Annotated in this window: 15 protein-coding genes; 9 read left to right on the plus strand and 6 right to left on the minus strand. The window is 59.6% G+C overall.

The annotated features are described in order from the left end of the window. Positions 1–12: 12 nt before the first annotated feature. On the minus strand, positions 13–1,215 hold the full coding sequence (locus tag KYK33_RS04385) for an acetate kinase (RefSeq protein WP_224432136.1): 1,203 nt from the start codon (positions 1,213–1,215) through the stop codon (positions 13–15). A 303-nt stretch (positions 1,216–1,518) separates the two neighbouring features. Between KYK33_RS04385 and yfbV the strand changes: the two genes are divergently transcribed. Then, the gene (gene yfbV / locus KYK33_RS04390) at positions 1,519–1,959 is read left to right on the plus strand and encodes a terminus macrodomain insulation protein YfbV (protein WP_042040332.1); all 441 of its coding nucleotides are present in this window, start codon (positions 1,519–1,521) and stop codon (positions 1,957–1,959) included. 70 nt (positions 1,960–2,029) lie between these two features. Here the strand turns inward: yfbV and KYK33_RS04395 are convergent, their stop codons facing one another. The 3 genes from KYK33_RS04395 to KYK33_RS04405 all read right to left on the minus strand — a co-directional run bounded on the left by KYK33_RS04395 (position 2,030) and on the right by KYK33_RS04405 (position 3,830). Beyond that, positions 2,030–2,530, minus strand: coding sequence for a YfbU family protein (locus KYK33_RS04395; protein ID WP_042040331.1), 501 nt, complete (start codon positions 2,528–2,530; stop codon positions 2,030–2,032). Between the two features lie 242 nt (positions 2,531–2,772). Next, positions 2,773–3,237 (minus strand): thioredoxin-dependent thiol peroxidase, encoded by a 465-nt coding sequence (gene bcp, locus KYK33_RS04400; RefSeq protein ID WP_224432944.1) that lies wholly within the window; start codon positions 3,235–3,237, stop codon positions 2,773–2,775. 59 nt (positions 3,238–3,296) lie between these two features. Continuing rightward, on the minus strand, positions 3,297–3,830 hold the full coding sequence (locus tag KYK33_RS04405) for a glycine cleavage system protein R (RefSeq protein WP_224432138.1): 534 nt from the start codon (positions 3,828–3,830) through the stop codon (positions 3,297–3,299). Positions 3,831–4,020: 190 nt separating this feature from the next. Between KYK33_RS04405 and dapA the strand changes: the two genes are divergently transcribed. The 3 genes from dapA to KYK33_RS04420 all read left to right on the plus strand — a co-directional run bounded on the left by dapA (position 4,021) and on the right by KYK33_RS04420 (position 7,277). Further along, positions 4,021–4,908: a 4-hydroxy-tetrahydrodipicolinate synthase gene (gene dapA / locus KYK33_RS04410; protein WP_224432139.1), complete on the plus strand. Its 888-nt coding sequence runs from the start codon at positions 4,021–4,023 to the stop codon at positions 4,906–4,908. Beyond that, positions 4,901–6,028, plus strand: coding sequence for an outer membrane protein assembly factor BamC (bamC, locus tag KYK33_RS04415; protein ID WP_157013878.1), 1,128 nt, complete (start codon positions 4,901–4,903; stop codon positions 6,026–6,028). The genes dapA and bamC overlap by 8 nt, the downstream gene beginning before the upstream one ends. Before the next feature lie 145 nt (positions 6,029–6,173). Beyond that, entirely contained in the window at positions 6,174–7,277 is a 1,104-nt protein-coding gene (locus KYK33_RS04420; protein ID WP_224432140.1) for a phosphoribosylaminoimidazolesuccinocarboxamide synthase, read from the plus strand. A 130-nt stretch (positions 7,278–7,407) separates the two neighbouring features. Here KYK33_RS04420 and KYK33_RS04425 read toward each other — a convergent pair whose 3' ends face one another. After that, positions 7,408–8,010 carry a short chain dehydrogenase gene (locus KYK33_RS04425; RefSeq protein ID WP_224432141.1) on the minus strand — a complete coding sequence of 201 codons (603 nt, stop codon included), beginning with the start codon at positions 8,008–8,010 and terminating at the stop codon, positions 7,408–7,410. A 98-nt stretch (positions 8,011–8,108) separates the two neighbouring features. On the opposite strand from KYK33_RS04425, the gene KYK33_RS04430 reads away from it, so the two are divergent. From KYK33_RS04430 to KYK33_RS04445, 4 genes are all read left to right on the plus strand, one after another. Beyond that, complete coding sequence (locus KYK33_RS04430) at positions 8,109–9,008, plus strand: LysR family transcriptional regulator (RefSeq protein ID WP_224432142.1); 900 nt, start codon at positions 8,109–8,111, stop codon at positions 9,006–9,008. A 163-nt stretch (positions 9,009–9,171) separates the two neighbouring features. Next, positions 9,172–9,810: a DUF2057 domain-containing protein gene (locus KYK33_RS04435; protein WP_224432143.1), complete on the plus strand. Its 639-nt coding sequence runs from the start codon at positions 9,172–9,174 to the stop codon at positions 9,808–9,810. A 114-nt stretch (positions 9,811–9,924) separates the two neighbouring features. Next, positions 9,925–10,362, plus strand: a complete 438-nt coding sequence (locus KYK33_RS04440) for an HIT domain-containing protein (RefSeq protein ID WP_224432144.1) — start codon at positions 9,925–9,927, stop codon at positions 10,360–10,362. Between the two features lie 98 nt (positions 10,363–10,460). Then, positions 10,461–11,165, plus strand: a complete 705-nt coding sequence (locus KYK33_RS04445; protein ID WP_042040320.1) for a DUF3334 family protein — start codon at positions 10,461–10,463, stop codon at positions 11,163–11,165. A 96-nt stretch (positions 11,166–11,261) separates the two neighbouring features. Here KYK33_RS04445 and KYK33_RS04450 read toward each other — a convergent pair whose 3' ends face one another. Then, positions 11,262–12,248: a DUF2860 family protein gene (locus tag KYK33_RS04450; protein ID WP_224432145.1), complete on the minus strand. Its 987-nt coding sequence runs from the start codon at positions 12,246–12,248 to the stop codon at positions 11,262–11,264. Positions 12,249–12,569: 321 nt separating this feature from the next. Between KYK33_RS04450 and arcB the strand changes: the two genes are divergently transcribed. Continuing rightward, positions 12,570–14,885, plus strand: coding sequence for an aerobic respiration two-component sensor histidine kinase ArcB (arcB, locus tag KYK33_RS04455; RefSeq protein ID WP_224432146.1), 2,316 nt, complete (start codon positions 12,570–12,572; stop codon positions 14,883–14,885). Positions 14,886–14,889 lie beyond the last annotated feature (4 nt).

Below are 14,889 nucleotides of genomic sequence, written 5' to 3' on the forward strand. Positions count from 1 at the left end.
TCTACAGCTAAATTATGCGCCGACGAGATCCAGCGCGTCATGGGCAATGACCCACTCTTCGTTGGTCGGGATAACCAAGGCCTTGGTGGAGCCAGCCTTGGAGATCTCGCCACCCTTGCCGAAGCGGGCTTTCAGGTTGGCGTCGTGGTCGACGTCAAAGCCCAGCAGCGCCAGCTTGTTCAGGGCCATCTCACGGATAGGAGCGGAGTTTTCACCGATACCACCGGTGAAGACCACGGCATCCAGACGACCATCCATGGCGGCAGCGTAAGCGCCGATGTACTTGGCCAGGCGGTAGCAGTAAACGTCCATGGCACGCTTGGCTTCTTCTTTGCTGTCGTAGTTGTCTTCGACGAAACGGCAGTCGGAAGTGACTTCAGTCAGACCCTGCAGACCGGACTCTTTGGTCAGCATGGTGTTGATCTCGGCCACGCTCATGCCCAGATTGTCATGAAGGTGGAAGATGATGGCCGGATCGATATCACCACAACGGGTACCCATCACCAGACCTTCCAGCGGGGTCAGACCCATGGAGGTGTCGACGGACTGGCCATTCTTGATGGCGCAGACGGAGCCGCCGTTGCCCAGGTGGCAGTTGATGATGTTCAGCTCGGAGACCGGCTTGTTCAGGATCTTGGCCGCTTCCAGGCTGATGTAGTAGTGACTGGTACCGTGCATGCCGTAGCGACGGATGCCGTTCTCTTTGTAGAGTTTGTACGGCAGGGCATACAGGAAGGCTTCCTGGGGCATGGTCTGGTGGAAAGCGGTGTCGAACACGGCCACGTTCTTGTCGGCCAGATGCGGGAACACTTTCAGGGCGGCACGGATGCCGACCAGGTGGGCCGGGTTATGCAGCGGGGCCAGGGTGGCGCAATCTTCGATGCCCTGGACCACTTCGTTGGTGATGACCACGGAGGAGGTGAACTTCTCACCACCATGCACCACACGGTGACCGACGGCGATCAGGTTCTCGGCCAGGGCCGGATTCAGGGGCAGGATCTTGTTGACTATGAAGTCCAGCGCTTCCTGGTGGGCGGCACCGGCGCCGAGATCGGCACTGCCTTTCTCGCCGTTGAGCTTCCACTTGATGCGGGCATCGTCGAGACCGAAGCACTCGGCCAGGCCGGACAGCAGGTCGTCGCCTGTGGTGGCATCGATCACGGCAAACTTCAGGGAAGAGCTACCACAGTTAAGTACAAGAACCAGCTTACTCATGAATAAATCCTATCGCAGATTGGGTTGTGTAGGAGGACTGCACGGACGCAAAGGCGTCCAACATCTTCAACTTATCCTTATGAGGGTTGGCAATCTGTTGCTTGCCCCTTGTATAGTGATACAAGACCCGAAATCCTGACGCCTGCCGATGGGTGCCCGAGGGGCCACTGGCGGTAAAAATAGGCGGACAAAGGATAACCTCATTGTTGAAAAATAACAAAGTCATCCTAAACCTTTGCTATGTTCCATCAAATTTTTACGCGGTTTTGCCGTTAATACGTTCAAAATTAGCTCGGAGGTAATATGAGCATGAATTCTTTTGGAACTAAGTTACAGCAAGGCCGACATTATATGACGATTTGGCCGCGCCGTCCCGAGCTCAATCCGCTGTTTCCTGAAAACCGTGTCATCCGCGCCACCGAGTTTGCCCTCAAGGTGATCCCGGCCCTGGCCGTGCTCAGCATCATGCTGCAGTTCCAGTTTGGTCAGGATTACTACTGGCCTTCGGTCATCACCAGCGTGCTCTTCCTGCTCAGCCTGCCGCTGCAAGGTTATTACTGGCTCGGCCAGCGTGCCGCCACCCGCCTGCCGCCCTCTCTGGCCAGTTGGTATCGGGAGATCAATAGCAAGATGAACGAGCAGGGTGGCCGCCGTCAGCTGGTGGCCCAGCCTCGCTATGAAGAGCTGGCCGATACCCTCAACGCCGCTTTCAAGCAGCTCGATAAATCCTTCCTCTACGAGTGAGCCCAGCTTGATGCATCAAGGCGCCCCGGGGCGCCTTTTTTATCGGTCGGGTTGTGCATCGGCGGTACCCTCAGGCGGCCAGGATCTTGCGGATCTCCTGGATGGAGAGCTTGTACTGACGTGGACACTGGCGCCACACCGCCAGCATCCGCTGGTATTTGTCACCCATGGCAATGTCGCTGGAGAGTTCGTCGCAGGGGCAGTCCAGCTCGGGGAAGCGCTTGTCCACCTCGAGCAGGAAGCAGACATAGTCTGCCAGGGCGGCTTCCTGGCTGCGGCTGTAGCCGTTGAAGCGCAGTCGGCTGGCTGCTATCTCTCCCTGATTGACCGGATCCAGGTTCCCCCAGGAGATGGCCAGGGCATGGTGCAGCTCCAGGGTGTCCAGCACCCCTTGGCAGGTGGCCAGATCCAGGTGGCCGAAGTGTTTTTCCAGCTCGAGGATCTGCAGGCAGTAACCCTTTTCGATGATGGTACTGGCGCGCTGATAGTGGGCGGCTCGCTCCGGGTTGAGCTTGGCCAGGATCTCGTACTGGTTGCTGAGGATAAGGCGCTCGGTGTGGCTCATGTTCATGGGTTTTCTCGCTGCAAGATGAAACTGGCACCAAGTTAACCCAGATATCAGATGAATTTTTTGATCTCGAAGGGGAGTTGTCGTCAAAAAACCTGGCGGTGAGTCGGGCCGTGCCCAACGTGGGGCATCAAAGAGAGTGCGGCACAACGGCACACAGCAAGAGAGGGCCCCGGGCCCTCTCTTGTTTCATCTGTCTCATCCCAGCCATGGCTGGGATGACAGCCCCGGTTGCGGGGATGGGCTTAGCCCTTGACGAAGTCCAGCACCACCTGGTGGTGGTTGCTGGTCTTGAACTTGTCGAAGCGGTGGACAATCTTGCCCTCTTCGTCGATGAGGAAGCTCAGGCGATGGATGCCGTCATACTCCTTGCCCATGAATTTCTTCGGACCCCAGACCCCGAAGGCATCTGCCACGGCATGGTCTTCGTCGCTGAGCAGCCGGAAATTGAGGCTGTCGCGCTGTGCGAATTTTTTGAGGCGTGTGCTGGCATCCGGGCTGATGGCAAGCACCTCCACATTGAGGGTGGCCAGCTCCGCATTGACGTCGCGCAGGCCGCAGGCCTGGGTGGTACAACCCGGGGTCATCGCCTTGGGATAGAAGTAGACCAGTACCTTCTTGCCGCGCAGATCGCTCAGGCGAACTGGTTGGCCATCCTGATCTTGCAGGGTGAAATCGGGTGCCATGGCACCGGCTGACAAGGGGGTGATGGGTTCAATGGCGGACATCTTGGCTCCTTGGTGAAGCGGGCAATCGGGGGGATCCCACCTCAAGCATGCTTGCGGTGGATGATAAATTCGAACGACTCGGCGCCCAGGTTCTGACAGAAGGTCGCGAAGGCGGCCTCGGAATCGGTGACCTCGCCCGTGCGGGTCAGGTTGAGTTGAAAGGCGGCCTTGAAACGGTTGTAAGGCTGCTGCTCCCGGGTTTCGGTCTGCATGGCCTGGATGTCCCAGCCATGATCAATGAAGAACTGGGTGCACTGACTGACGATGCCCGGCTCGTCACGGATCAGGATCTCGGCACTGGCATTGGTGTCGTATTGCAGGGAGTGGTGGCGCTCGGTGCGCTTCATCATGGTGATGAGATCCCACTCCTGACTGCGCAGGGGCAGGCTTATTTCGAGCTGCATCAGGCTGTTCCAGTCACCGGACAGCAGCATGATGAAGGTGAATTCGTTGCCGAAGATGCCAAGGCGGCTGTCGACAATGTTGCAGCCACAGCCACTCACGTGGCGAGTCACTTCGTTTACTATGCCAGGCCTGTCCGTGCCGATGGCCGTTACGACCAGGTAATGCGTCATAAGTCCTCTCTCGTCCATTCATTATTCTGGCGCAAGAAGGCTCGGGTGAGCCGTGGTCCACGCAGGGGAACACCATTGCGGACATAGCGCCGTTTTGTGGCGGATGGTAACACGGCTTGCCACCTGCCTCCCTTGTTTTTCAAAGGGGTCAGCTTTACCATTACGCCCCTGAAAATCGGGAGAAATATCCATGTTACGCGGTAGTCTTGTCGCTCTTGTCACCCCTATGCTGGCTTCAGGTGAAGTCGATTGGGCCAGTCTGGCCCGTCTTGTCGAGTACCACGTGGCTGCCGGGACCTCGGCCATCGTCTCGGTCGGCACCACGGGGGAGTCGGTTACCCTGAATGAGCAGGAGCATATCGCCGTTGTGGAAAGGACCGTGGCCCTGGCTGGCGGACGCGTGCCTGTCATCGCCGGTTGTGGCTCCAACAGCACGGCTCACGCTATCGCGCTCTCTCAACGTCTCGCCCAAACTGGCGTGGTAGCGGGTCTCTCTGTCACCCCTTATTACAATAAACCGACCCAAGAAGGTCTCTATCGTCACTATTGTGCGATCGCCGAGGCTAGTGGTCTGCCTCAAATTCTTTATAATGTGCCGGGGCGCACCTGTTGCGATCTCAAACCCGAGACAGTGGCTCGGCTGGCCAAGGTGCCGGGGATCATCGGCTTGAAAGAGGCAACCGGCGATCTGACGCGCACGCCGCTGCTGCGCGAGTTGTGTGGATCCGATTTTCTTCTCTACAGTGGCGATGATGCGACTGGATGTGATTTTATGCTGCAAGGGGGCGATGGGGTCATCTCCGTCACCACCAATATTGCGGCGGCCCAGATGGCCGACATGTGTCGTGCTGCCCTGACTGGCGATGCCGGTCTGGCCCATGACATCAACAATCGATTGATGCCGTTGCATCGGACTCTGTTCTGCGAGCCGAGTCCCATCCCCGTCAAGTGGGCCTGTGCCCGATTGGGATTGATAGCGACGGCGACCCTGCGTCTGCCGCTGACCGACCTCACCCCCGAGGGCGAACAGGCGATGACGCAGGCTCTGACGACTGCGGAGTTGATGGCGAGTGTTTAAAACAAACGGAAAGGGAAGTGCAGTGCGTCTGGCCATGAGTGTGGTGACCCTGGCCGTACTGGCCGGTTGCAGCTCACCGGCAGAACGCAAGATGGCCAACCGTGGTTTCGAGTATGAGGAAGCCCGCCTGGAAGGCCGCGCTTTCCTGATACCTGCCGGGTTGCAGAGCCCCGCCTTTAACAGCGATTTCAATATCCCCGCCCTGCCCGAGAGCAGCCGCGAAGGCGCCATTGGTGCCAAGGTGGACGTGCGTCCACCCGCCCAGTTGTTGACTGTGGTACCGGGTAGCCAGGTGGTGGCCAATGCGGCCGACCCCACGGTCTCTTTCTATGCCCTGAGCACCCAGCAGGATATTCAGAATGATACCTGGGCCTTCCTGATGAACTTCCTGGCCAAATACAAGGTCACTACCGAGACGCTGGATCGCCAGAGCGGTGTACTGGAGACCGGCTGGTTCGACAACACCTTGGCGCTCGATGGCTGGGGTGAGGAAGATGACGATTATCAGATCCGTCAGCGTTACCAGTTCGTCTTGAAAAATGATCTCCAGCGCCATGCGGTCAACATGTCGGTGAAGGTGGTCGATCATGAAGAGATCCTCGACGGTGAGACCACGACCAGCCTGACGCCAGCCGAGGCCAAACGCTACGCGACCCGCGCCCTGAACCAGTTCTCCCTCTATTACGACAAAGAGCTCAAGGCGCGCGAGCAGCACAAATCCAGCGATGGCATGGCGTTGCAGCTCGGTCTGGACAACAACGATTTGAGCGCCTGGATTGCCGGGGGATCCTTCGATCAGGTGTGGCGTCGCCTCAACCAGATCCTGCCGGGCTACGGTTTCGTCATCAAGGATACCCAACAGTCTCTGGGCTGGATCGACGTCGAGTATGACGATCCGGGCAGCGATTTCTGGCAAGCCAAGGGGGCTGAGCCCTTCAAGCTGGAGGAGGATAAATACCGCTTCCAGCTCGGCGAGATGGCGGGGGGCAAGACCTCCATCACCCTGTTCGACAAGGATAAAAAACCTGTGTCGTCCGGGACTATCTCCCAGATGTATATCAGTCTGTCCGAGGCATTCGCCAAGGCCCAGGCCGATCAAGCCGCAGCAACAGCAGAATAGAAACAGGGGCCTAGTGCCCCTGTTTTATTAGGTTAATCCCCTACAAACTGGGGGCTTGCTTGGTGCGTGTGTTTGGCTAGTCCCCAGCAACAGGGGCTTGGCATGTGTGTTTTATCAACCCCCACAACAGGAAGTGTTAAAAGCCATGAGTCTTGCAGATCAAGTATTGGCGGTGAATGACGATTTACCGATCCGTACCGATAAACCTGTCCATTCCGGCAAAGTGCGCAGCGTCTACTGGTTGACCCCGGCAGACAGTGCCCGGCTCATCAGAGAGAAAGGCTATGATGTGCCGGCCGATGCGCCGCTGGCCATCATGGTGATCAGTGACCGTATCTCTGCCTTCGACTGCATCTGGCAGGGGGTGGACGGACTGAACGGCGTACCGGGCAAGGGCGCGGCACTCAATGCCATCTCCAGCCACTGGTTCAAGTTGTTCAAGGAGAAGGGACTGGCCGACAGCCACATCCTGGACATCCCGCACCCCTTCGTCTGGATAGTGCAAAAAGCCCGTCCCGTGATGATCGAGGCCATTGCCCGCCAGTACATCACCGGCTCCATGTGGCGTGCCTACAAGAATGGCGAGCGCGAATTCTGCGGTATCACACTGCCAGAAGGTCTGAATAAGGATCAGAAGCTGCCTGAGACCCTGATCACCCCCTCTACCAAGGGTGTGCTGACCGGTCTGGAAGGGGTGCCCGAGGCCGATGACGTCAACGTCTCCCGTGCCGACATCGAGCGCCACTACCAGGGCTTCAACTTCAGCAGTCTGGATGACATAGATCGCTACGAAGTGCTGCTCAAGGAAGGCTTCAGTGTCATCAGCGATGCCCTGGCCGCGTTGGATCAGGTCTTTGTCGACACCAAGTTCGAGTTTGGCTACGTCCATGATGCCGAAGGCCGCGAGAAGCTCATCTATATGGATGAAGTGGGCACCCCGGACAGCTCCCGCATCTGGGACGGCCCGGCCCTGCGCGAAGGCGAGATCATCGAGAAATCCAAAGAGGGTTTCCGTCAGTGGCTGCTGAACCACTTCCCGGATCCGGACATACTGCTCAACAAGCACCGCATGCCGGAACGTTTTGCCCTGGCTCGGGACAACAAATTGCCCACCGAGGTGATGATGGATATCTCCAACACCTACGTGGGTATCGCCGAGAAGATCATCGGCCACAAGCTGGTGCGCAGTGCCAATCCCAAGCAGGAGATCATCGAGGTGCTGCGTGAGCAGTACGGCCTGATCGACTGAGGCTACGCTTTTTTATCGCCGAAAAACAAACGTTTGCTGGCGATGATAGCAGCCAGCTGATAAATGAACGGGCCCCATTGCGGGGCCCGTTTTTTATTGCTGATCTGGCTTGGCAGCGAGGCCGCAGGGATCAAGCATTGACCCTGAACACCTGGCCGGTCTGCACCCCGAGCACGGATTTCTGATAGGCCAGAGCCACTCGGGCGGCCGGCACTGGCTCGAAGCCGGGGAAGAAGGCTGCGTACTTATCCATCGACTCGGTCAACAGGGTCGGGCTCACCACATTGATGCGCAGCCCTTTGGGCAGCTCGCAGGCGGCCGCCTTGGCGAAGTGCTCTATGGCGCCGTTGATGGTGGTGGCACTGCTGCCCCAGTTGATGGGCTCTTCGCTCAATATGCCGCTGATCAGGGTGATGGAACCCCCTTCGTTCAGATAGGGAATGGCGGCGCGGGTCAGTTTGACTTGGCCCATCAGCTTGCTCTCCAGGCCGAGTTGCCACTGCTCATCGGTCAGCTCGGTGAGAGGGGCGAAGGCCACATTGCCGCTGGCGATCACCAGGGCATCGAACTGGCCGATGCCTGCAAACAGGGCGGCGATGGAGGCACCATCCGTCATGTCGACGGTGGCATCTCCCTGGCTGCGGCCGACCCGGACAATCTCATGCTGAGTTGCCAGCAGGTTGCTGACGGCGGAACCGACTGTGCCACTGGCACCGACAATCACTATTTTCATGGCTGCACTCCTTGTTGGGATGTGTTGATAATAGCGCGCCAAAAAAGAAGAAAAAGCGCTTAAAATAAACCAATTGTTGTCATTTTGGAGTTAATTAAGTGGAGATAGGCCATCTATCGAGCTTCTATCAGGTGGTACTGAGGGGCAGTTTCTCGGCCGCAGCCGACGCACTGGGGGTGAGCAAAGGCATGCTCAGCCGCCATGTCAGCAGTCTGGAGCGCAGCCTCAATGCCCAGTTGTTGCAGCGTACCACCCGCAGGCTCAGCCTGACCGAGGCAGGCAAGACTCTCTACCAGCAGGCGGGCCAGATCTTTGCCCTGGCCCAGCAGGCTGAGCAGGACATACAGGCACTGACGGAAGAGGACAGCGGCCGATTGCGTTTCACTTGCCCGGTCAGCACCGGAGACAGGATGGCGGCCGAGCTGCTTGAGCGCTTCGCGCGCCTCTGTCCCGGGGTGACGGTCGAGTTCAACTTCACCAATACCGCCCTCGACATGCGCCAGGGGGAACATGACATCGCCCTGCGTGCCATGGAGCGGATCCCGGACAATCTGGTCGCCCTCTCGCTGGGACGGCTCAGGGATGTGGTGGTGGCGAGCCCAGCCTGGGTGGCGGGCCATGGTCTGCCGACGACCCCCTATGAACTCGCCGCCCACTCCTGTTTGCTGCAAGATCATAATCCTGCCTGGGAGCAGTGGCATTTCAACAGGGAAGGGGAGGAGGTCAGCATACTGGTGCAGGGCCGGGTGCGCGCCAATCACTACAGCACCCTGGTGCAACTGGCGGTGGCCGACATGGGGCCCACCAAGTGCCCGTTGATGCTGGTCGAGCCCCTGCTGGATCGGGGCCAACTGAGCTTGCTGCTGCCCGACTGGCAAAGCGCGCTGCATCCCATTCACATCCTCCATGCCCAGCAGCGGCGGGTACCGCGCAAGATCAAACTGTTCAAGCAACTGTTGCAGGCGTGGTTTCAAGAGCATCCGCACTATCTGGTGTGAGGGCGCGCAAGCCTTGGGTAAAACAGGGGGGATGAGGATATCCGCCGCACAGTGCGCAAATAACAACCCCCCCGGCCAGATGGCCACTCCTGGCTGTTATCTGTCTGTCACAAAGGCTCGTTAAGGTAGCGGGCCATGAGTGCAACAGATAATGGATGACAGGATGAACAGAGCATGGGGCCTTGCCCTGTTATTGGGCGCAGGGTCATGGAGTGCGGCCGCGCTGGCCGAGATCAGGGTATCGGTGCCTGCGCCGTTTCAGCTGCTGGCGGTGCAAGAGGGCAAGATCCTCGATGAGCACAGCGCCACCCTGAAGGAGGGGGTCGCTCAGCTGCTGATCCGCTATGACGGGGTGGAAGAGAGCCGCACCAGCAGCGACAACGACACCCATCATCTCTCTGAGCCGCAGGTGGTTCGGGTCGAACGCCACAGCGGTCAGCTGCAACTGCTGCCGGATGTCGCCGCCGGTGCACTGAACAGTGGCGAGCAGATGGCCGCCTTTGCCAAGGCGCCCAAGCTTAGCCTGGATGATGGTCAGGGCCAGCCGGTCGCCTTCACTCAGGATGAGCTGGCCAGCCAGGGTCTGCAACTGGGCATCGATTGGCCCGAGCGCCTGGCCGATTACAACCGGGATGGCGGGGTTGCGGCGCTGGCACTGATCGCCCCGGCGCAGGCCGTGCAGGGAGCAAGCCCTCGGCCGCTGAGCGCCAGCGGCCTGGAAGCCCAGTTGCAGCAACTGTTCCTGCAGGCCGATCCGGCGCTGCGCAAGCGCTTCATCGGCTGGGCCGTTCCTCAGCTCTAGTGTCAGTGGCGAGCAGGAGAGCGCGCTTGCCGTCCGCTCTCCTGCTTTCCTTGCCAAAGCGCATACAGTAAGGTGGGCCCACATCAGTGCCCCCTTAACCGCGCCGAGGTTTTCATGTTCGAACTGCATCCCCGCCTGGCCGCCGACACCCGAGTGCTCGGCGACTTGCCCCTGTGCCGTGTCTTGCTCGCCAAAGAGAGTCAGTATCCCTGGTTGATCCTGGTGCCCAGGGTTGCCGATCTGCGGGAAATCCATCATCTGGCTCCCCTTCAGCAGCAGCAGTTGATGCAAGAGTCCTGCGCCGTCGCGACCTTGATGGAGCTGCGCCTGCGCCCTGACAAACTCAATGTGGCGGCCCTCGGCAATCTGGTCCCCCAACTGCATCTGCATCATGTGGCGCGCTTCATCGCCGACAAGGCCTGGCCGGGTCCCATCTGGGGGGCTCACCCGGTCATCGCCTATGATCCACAAGTTTTGGCGAGCGAGGCCGATACATGGCGGACGGCGCTCGCCACCCTCGCCGATTTCACTCCGGTCAATGCTGATGAGTGACTCAAGAGGGCGCTGGCTCCCAGCCTGATGGCAAGGAGCAGTGCGCGCCGCCGAGCTGTGCTATAGATAAGCCCATTTTCGCCGTTCAGGAAGAGATCATGATAGTAACGAGAGCCGATGACGATACCGTGCTGACCACGGAAGATGTACTACTGAGCCTGTGCAACTCGGTCACCAAGGTGCTGAGTGCCGCCAGCCAGAGTCAGGTGCGCTTCTCCGGCATGGTGCAGAAAATAAGCAAGACCTGTCTCAAGCCCGACATCGGTTGCTTCGTGCTGTTCGACGGCGGTTTCTCCGGTTTGGTGGTGATCAACTTCTCTGCCGCCGCGGCCATGGAGCTCTACGAGAGCTACATGCTGAGCATGGGCCTCTCCAAGGCGGATCTCGCCATCTCCCACACCTCCGACGAGGTGAGCAACGTGATGGGGGAGTTGATGAACCAGATAGTCGGCAACTTCACCCACAAGGTGGGTCGCGATCTGGAGACTCACATCACCCAGAACCAGCCCAAGATGCTGGCTCTCAACAAGCAGGTGATGCTGAGCGTCGATACCAACCTGGATAATCCCGAGTCGCGCCGTGTCACCTTCTTCACCGCCCGCAACAACATCTTCTATCTGGAGCTGGCGATGGACAAGGCGGAGTTCATCCGTCTGCACAATGAGGGGCGGGATCAGGAGGAGCTGAGCCCGGACGAGCTGATTGCCCTCACCAAACAGGGCCAGGTGGCGCCGCCGAGCGCCGCTCCCAAGGCCGCAATGGCCAACGATCATGACGATCTGCTTGACTCCCTCGGCCTCTAGTTCCAGGTTAGCGAGTGCTCGCCAGCCTGGGCCGACCGCCCACCCCTGATGCAAGAAGGCCACCCCAGGGTGGCCTTCTTGCTATGAGCTCAGCACTCAGAAGTTGTAGAGCAGGCCGGCGCTCAGGGAGCTGGCGTTGCTGTCATAGAAGCTGATGTCCGAATCGGCCTTGGCATAGCTGGCGCTCACCACCCCGGACAGGGGGGCGACCCCGAACAGCTGGTGCCAGAAGAAGGATCCACCGAGGGCGAACTCTTTGGCATCGGCGCGTCGGCCAAAGATGGGCTGGACGGCATCGTAGTCACGCTGGCCCAGATAGAGGTTGCTGACCAGGGACCATTGGCTGCCCTTGACGCCATAGCTCAGCTGCACACCGGTGCTGTCATAGCTCTCGGCGCGGCCATCGAGATCCGCCTGCTTGTAGACCAGTGCAGGTTCGAGCAGCTGACCCGGGGCAAAGCGCCACAGGTAACCGAGTTCAAATGCATACTCATGACCGTTGCGATCCAGCTGCTGGGCGACATCGTGGCCATAGCGTTCGCCGCTGTGTTCGTTGTCGATATCAATCTTGCGCACCGTCGCCTTGCCGTTGAAATTCGAGCCCCAGATCTTGTCCCAGCTCAGACGCATGCCGCGGGAGCTGCGATCCGTGCTCTCTCTGTCGACCCCGGTAGCGAAGGGATCCTGCCACTGTTCGGTGGGCAGGGCACTGAACACGTAAGAGCCGGCGATGATGCCCTTGTCGCCAAGCTGCTGCCGCACCCCGAACTGCTGGGTGAAGTCGAAACGCACCGCATCCTGGATAAGGTTACCGAGGAACAACTGGGTGCGGGAGTCGGCGAAGGTGTAACGCAGATCCGCATTGATCAGGGGGGTCAGGCCATCGGAGCGCTCGGCCGAGCCCAGGTTGTCGATGCGGTCATGACTGTCATGTCCCTTGTAGAAGTTGGATTCGTAGCTGCTGGCGTTGATGCCACCGAGCAGGAAGCCGGAGAAACCAGACTGTGCCGGGATCTCGATGATCTCGGCATGAAGGGGACCTGCGGCCAACAAGCCGAGACCGAGCAACAGACTCTTGTGCATTTCTCACTCCTCAAACGAGAACGTTTCAAACTAATAAGCGATGGGCATTATAGGGCGCTGATGGGCGGCTGTCTGCGTCAATGGAGGCTGTTTTGGCCGAGGCGTGATGCCCCATTCTACTGAGTTTTTTGTCAGGTAAAGGGCGGGGGAGCCGGGCTCTTGCTTCCTCCGCGGACTGACCAGGAGCAGATCGCCGCATGGACGCCAGTGGGGCTTGGCTCACAAAGGCGGGGGCGAGGCGCCATCCCCGTGAGGGAGGGCAAGCGTTCCGGCGTTGAGGCTGGTATTCTGGGAAGCGAATAACGGGGAGAAAACAACGAGATGAAGCAGATTAAATCCTGGGCCCAGTATTATGTGGATCTGATGACCAAGCTGGGACTGGTGCGATTCAGCATGTTCCTGGCGGCGGCCATCATAGTGCTGGCGGTTTCCATCCAGATGGGGGTGACCCTGTTTCTGCGCGGCACCATCGATGTGGTCGATCTGGTGCGCTCCGTCTTCTTCGGTCTGCTGGTCACCCCCTGGGCCGTTTACTTTCTCTCCATCGTGGTGGATCAACTCGAGGACTCCCGGCAACGGCTGAGCCGTATGGTGCGCAAGCTGCAAGAGATGCGCGAGCGCGACCTCGAACTCAACAGCCAGCTACAGGAGAACATCAGTCGTCTCAACGTCCAGATAGCCGAGACCAACAGGGCCGAGACTCTGCGCCAGCAGGCCATCGAAGATCTGGAGAACGAGGTGTTTCAGCGCGAGAAGGCCCAGCTGCACCTGGGGGAGCGCACCGCCCTGTTGCGATCCTTCATCGATTGCTCCCCGGATCTGGTCTATTACCGCAACGAGGACGAGCAGTTCTCCGGCTGCAATACCGCCATGGAGCAGCTCACCGGCCGGGTCGAGGCTGAGCTGATCGGTCTGACGCCATTTGATGTCTACAAGCTGGATATCGCCAATAAAGTGGTGGAGACCGACCGACAGGTATTCGCCACCAATGAACCCATGACCTATGAGCAGTGGCTCGAATATCCCGATGGCCGCAAGGCTTACTTCGAACTGCGCAAGGTGCCCTTCTTCGACCGTTTCGGCAAGCGGCTCGGCCTGCTCGGCTTTGGCCGTGACATCACCGAGCGCAAGCAGTATCAGGACAAGCTGGAGAAGGCGAGTCGCGACAAGACCACCTTCATCGCTACCATCAGCCACGAGCTGCGCACCCCCCTCAATGGCATAGTGGGCCTGAGCCGGATGCTGATGGACACGCCGCTCTCTCCCGCCCAGCACCAGCAGCTCAAGACCATCCACCTGAGCGCCGTGACCCTCGGCAACATCTTCAACGACATTATCGATCTCGACAAACTCGACCGGCGCAGGCTGGAGATAGTACCGACCCGCATTGACCTGCCCGCCTTCCTCGATGAGCTGGAGACCCTGTCGCGCATCCAGGCCGAGCAGAAGGGGCTCTATCTGCATTTCGACCGGGATGGCGACATGCCGCAGTTCGTCATGGCCGACGGAACCCGCTTGCGTCAGGTGCTGTGGAATCTGGTGGGCAACGCGGTCAAGTTCACCGACGAGGGGGGGGTGACCATCCGTTGCCTCGCCCATGAGGCCGAAGCGCCGGGCAAGCTGGCACTGCACTTCGAGGTGGAAGACACCGGCATCGGCATTCCCCGTCCCCAGCAGGAGAAGATCTTCGCCATGTACTACCAGGTGGAGGGGCAGAAGCATGCCACCGGCACCGGTATCGGTCTCGCGGTCTCCCGCCAGTTGGTGCAATCCATGGGCGGTCAGCTCTATGTGGACAGCGATGTCGGGGAGGGCTCCTGCTTCACCGCCGAGCTGGAGGTGGCTTGCGTCGAGCCGGTGAGCGAACCCGAATCCCCCGACAGTGGTCTCACCCTCGACATACTGCTGGTGGAGGATGTCGAGCTCAATGTCACCGTCGCCTGTGCCCTGCTCGGTAAACTGGGGCATGAGGTCAAGGTGGCCCGCACCGGCAGTGAGGCCATCGCCATGGCCAATCCGGATGACTTCGATCTGATCCTGCTCGATATCCAGCTGCCTGACATGACCGGATTCGATGTCGCCAGTACCCTGCTGGACCAGTATGGCGACAGCCTGCCCCCCATGGTGGCGCTGACCGCCAACGTCACCGGCGATCGCCAGTATTACCTCGCGCGCGGCATGCAGGATGTGATCAACAAGCCGCTGCGATCCCAGGCGGTGCGCGCCGTGATCGCTCACCTGTTTGCCGATCTGACCGACGAGGAGGCTGAGGCCGCCACCGAGCAGACGCAGCAGAACGACTTGCTGGACCTGGGCTTTTTGACTGACTACGCCGACACGGTCGGCAAGCCGATCCTGCTGTCGAGCGTGGATCTGTTCGAGAAGATGATGCCGGACTACATGGCCGTGCTCGACTCGAACATGATTGCCAGGGATCAGGCGGGAGTCGTGGAGGAGGCCCACAAGATCAAGGGGGCCGCCGGCTCCATCGGCCTGCGTCGCCTGCAACAGCTGGCCCAACTTATCCAGACCCCGGATCAGCCCGCCTGGTGGGAGAATGTGGAAGACTGGATTGAATCGCTGCGTCTTGCCTATCCCGGCGACATAGCCCGACTACGCAGCTGGCTGCAGGAGTGACCCC

Origin of the sequence: Aeromonas rivuli (genome assembly GCF_020149575.1) — a bacterium.
Classification (GTDB): domain Bacteria; phylum Pseudomonadota; class Gammaproteobacteria; order Enterobacterales; family Aeromonadaceae; genus Aeromonas; species Aeromonas rivuli.

Coding starts and splice junctions, on each gene's coding strand:
- KYK33_RS04420 (WP_224432140.1), top strand. CDS start 6,174: ATGAGTCTTGCAGATCAAGTATTGGCGGTGAATGACGATTTACCGATC.
- KYK33_RS04395 (WP_042040331.1), bottom strand. CDS start 2,530: ATGAACATGAGCCACACCGAGCGCCTTATCCTCAGCAACCAGTACGAG.
- yfbV (WP_042040332.1), top strand. CDS start 1,519: ATGAGCATGAATTCTTTTGGAACTAAGTTACAGCAAGGCCGACATTAT.
- KYK33_RS04450 (WP_224432145.1), bottom strand. CDS start 12,248: ATGCACAAGAGTCTGTTGCTCGGTCTCGGCTTGTTGGCCGCAGGTCCC.
- KYK33_RS04445 (WP_042040320.1), top strand. CDS start 10,461: ATGATAGTAACGAGAGCCGATGACGATACCGTGCTGACCACGGAAGAT.
- KYK33_RS04425 (WP_224432141.1), bottom strand. CDS start 8,010: ATGAAAATAGTGATTGTCGGTGCCAGTGGCACAGTCGGTTCCGCCGTC.
- KYK33_RS04435 (WP_224432143.1), top strand. CDS start 9,172: ATGAACAGAGCATGGGGCCTTGCCCTGTTATTGGGCGCAGGGTCATGG.
- dapA (WP_224432139.1), top strand. CDS start 4,021: ATGTTACGCGGTAGTCTTGTCGCTCTTGTCACCCCTATGCTGGCTTCA.
- KYK33_RS04405 (WP_224432138.1), bottom strand. CDS start 3,830: ATGACGCATTACCTGGTCGTAACGGCCATCGGCACGGACAGGCCTGGC.
- arcB (WP_224432146.1), top strand. CDS start 12,570: ATGAAGCAGATTAAATCCTGGGCCCAGTATTATGTGGATCTGATGACC.
- KYK33_RS04440 (WP_224432144.1), top strand. CDS start 9,925: ATGTTCGAACTGCATCCCCGCCTGGCCGCCGACACCCGAGTGCTCGGC.
- KYK33_RS04385 (WP_224432136.1), bottom strand. CDS start 1,215: ATGAGTAAGCTGGTTCTTGTACTTAACTGTGGTAGCTCTTCCCTGAAG.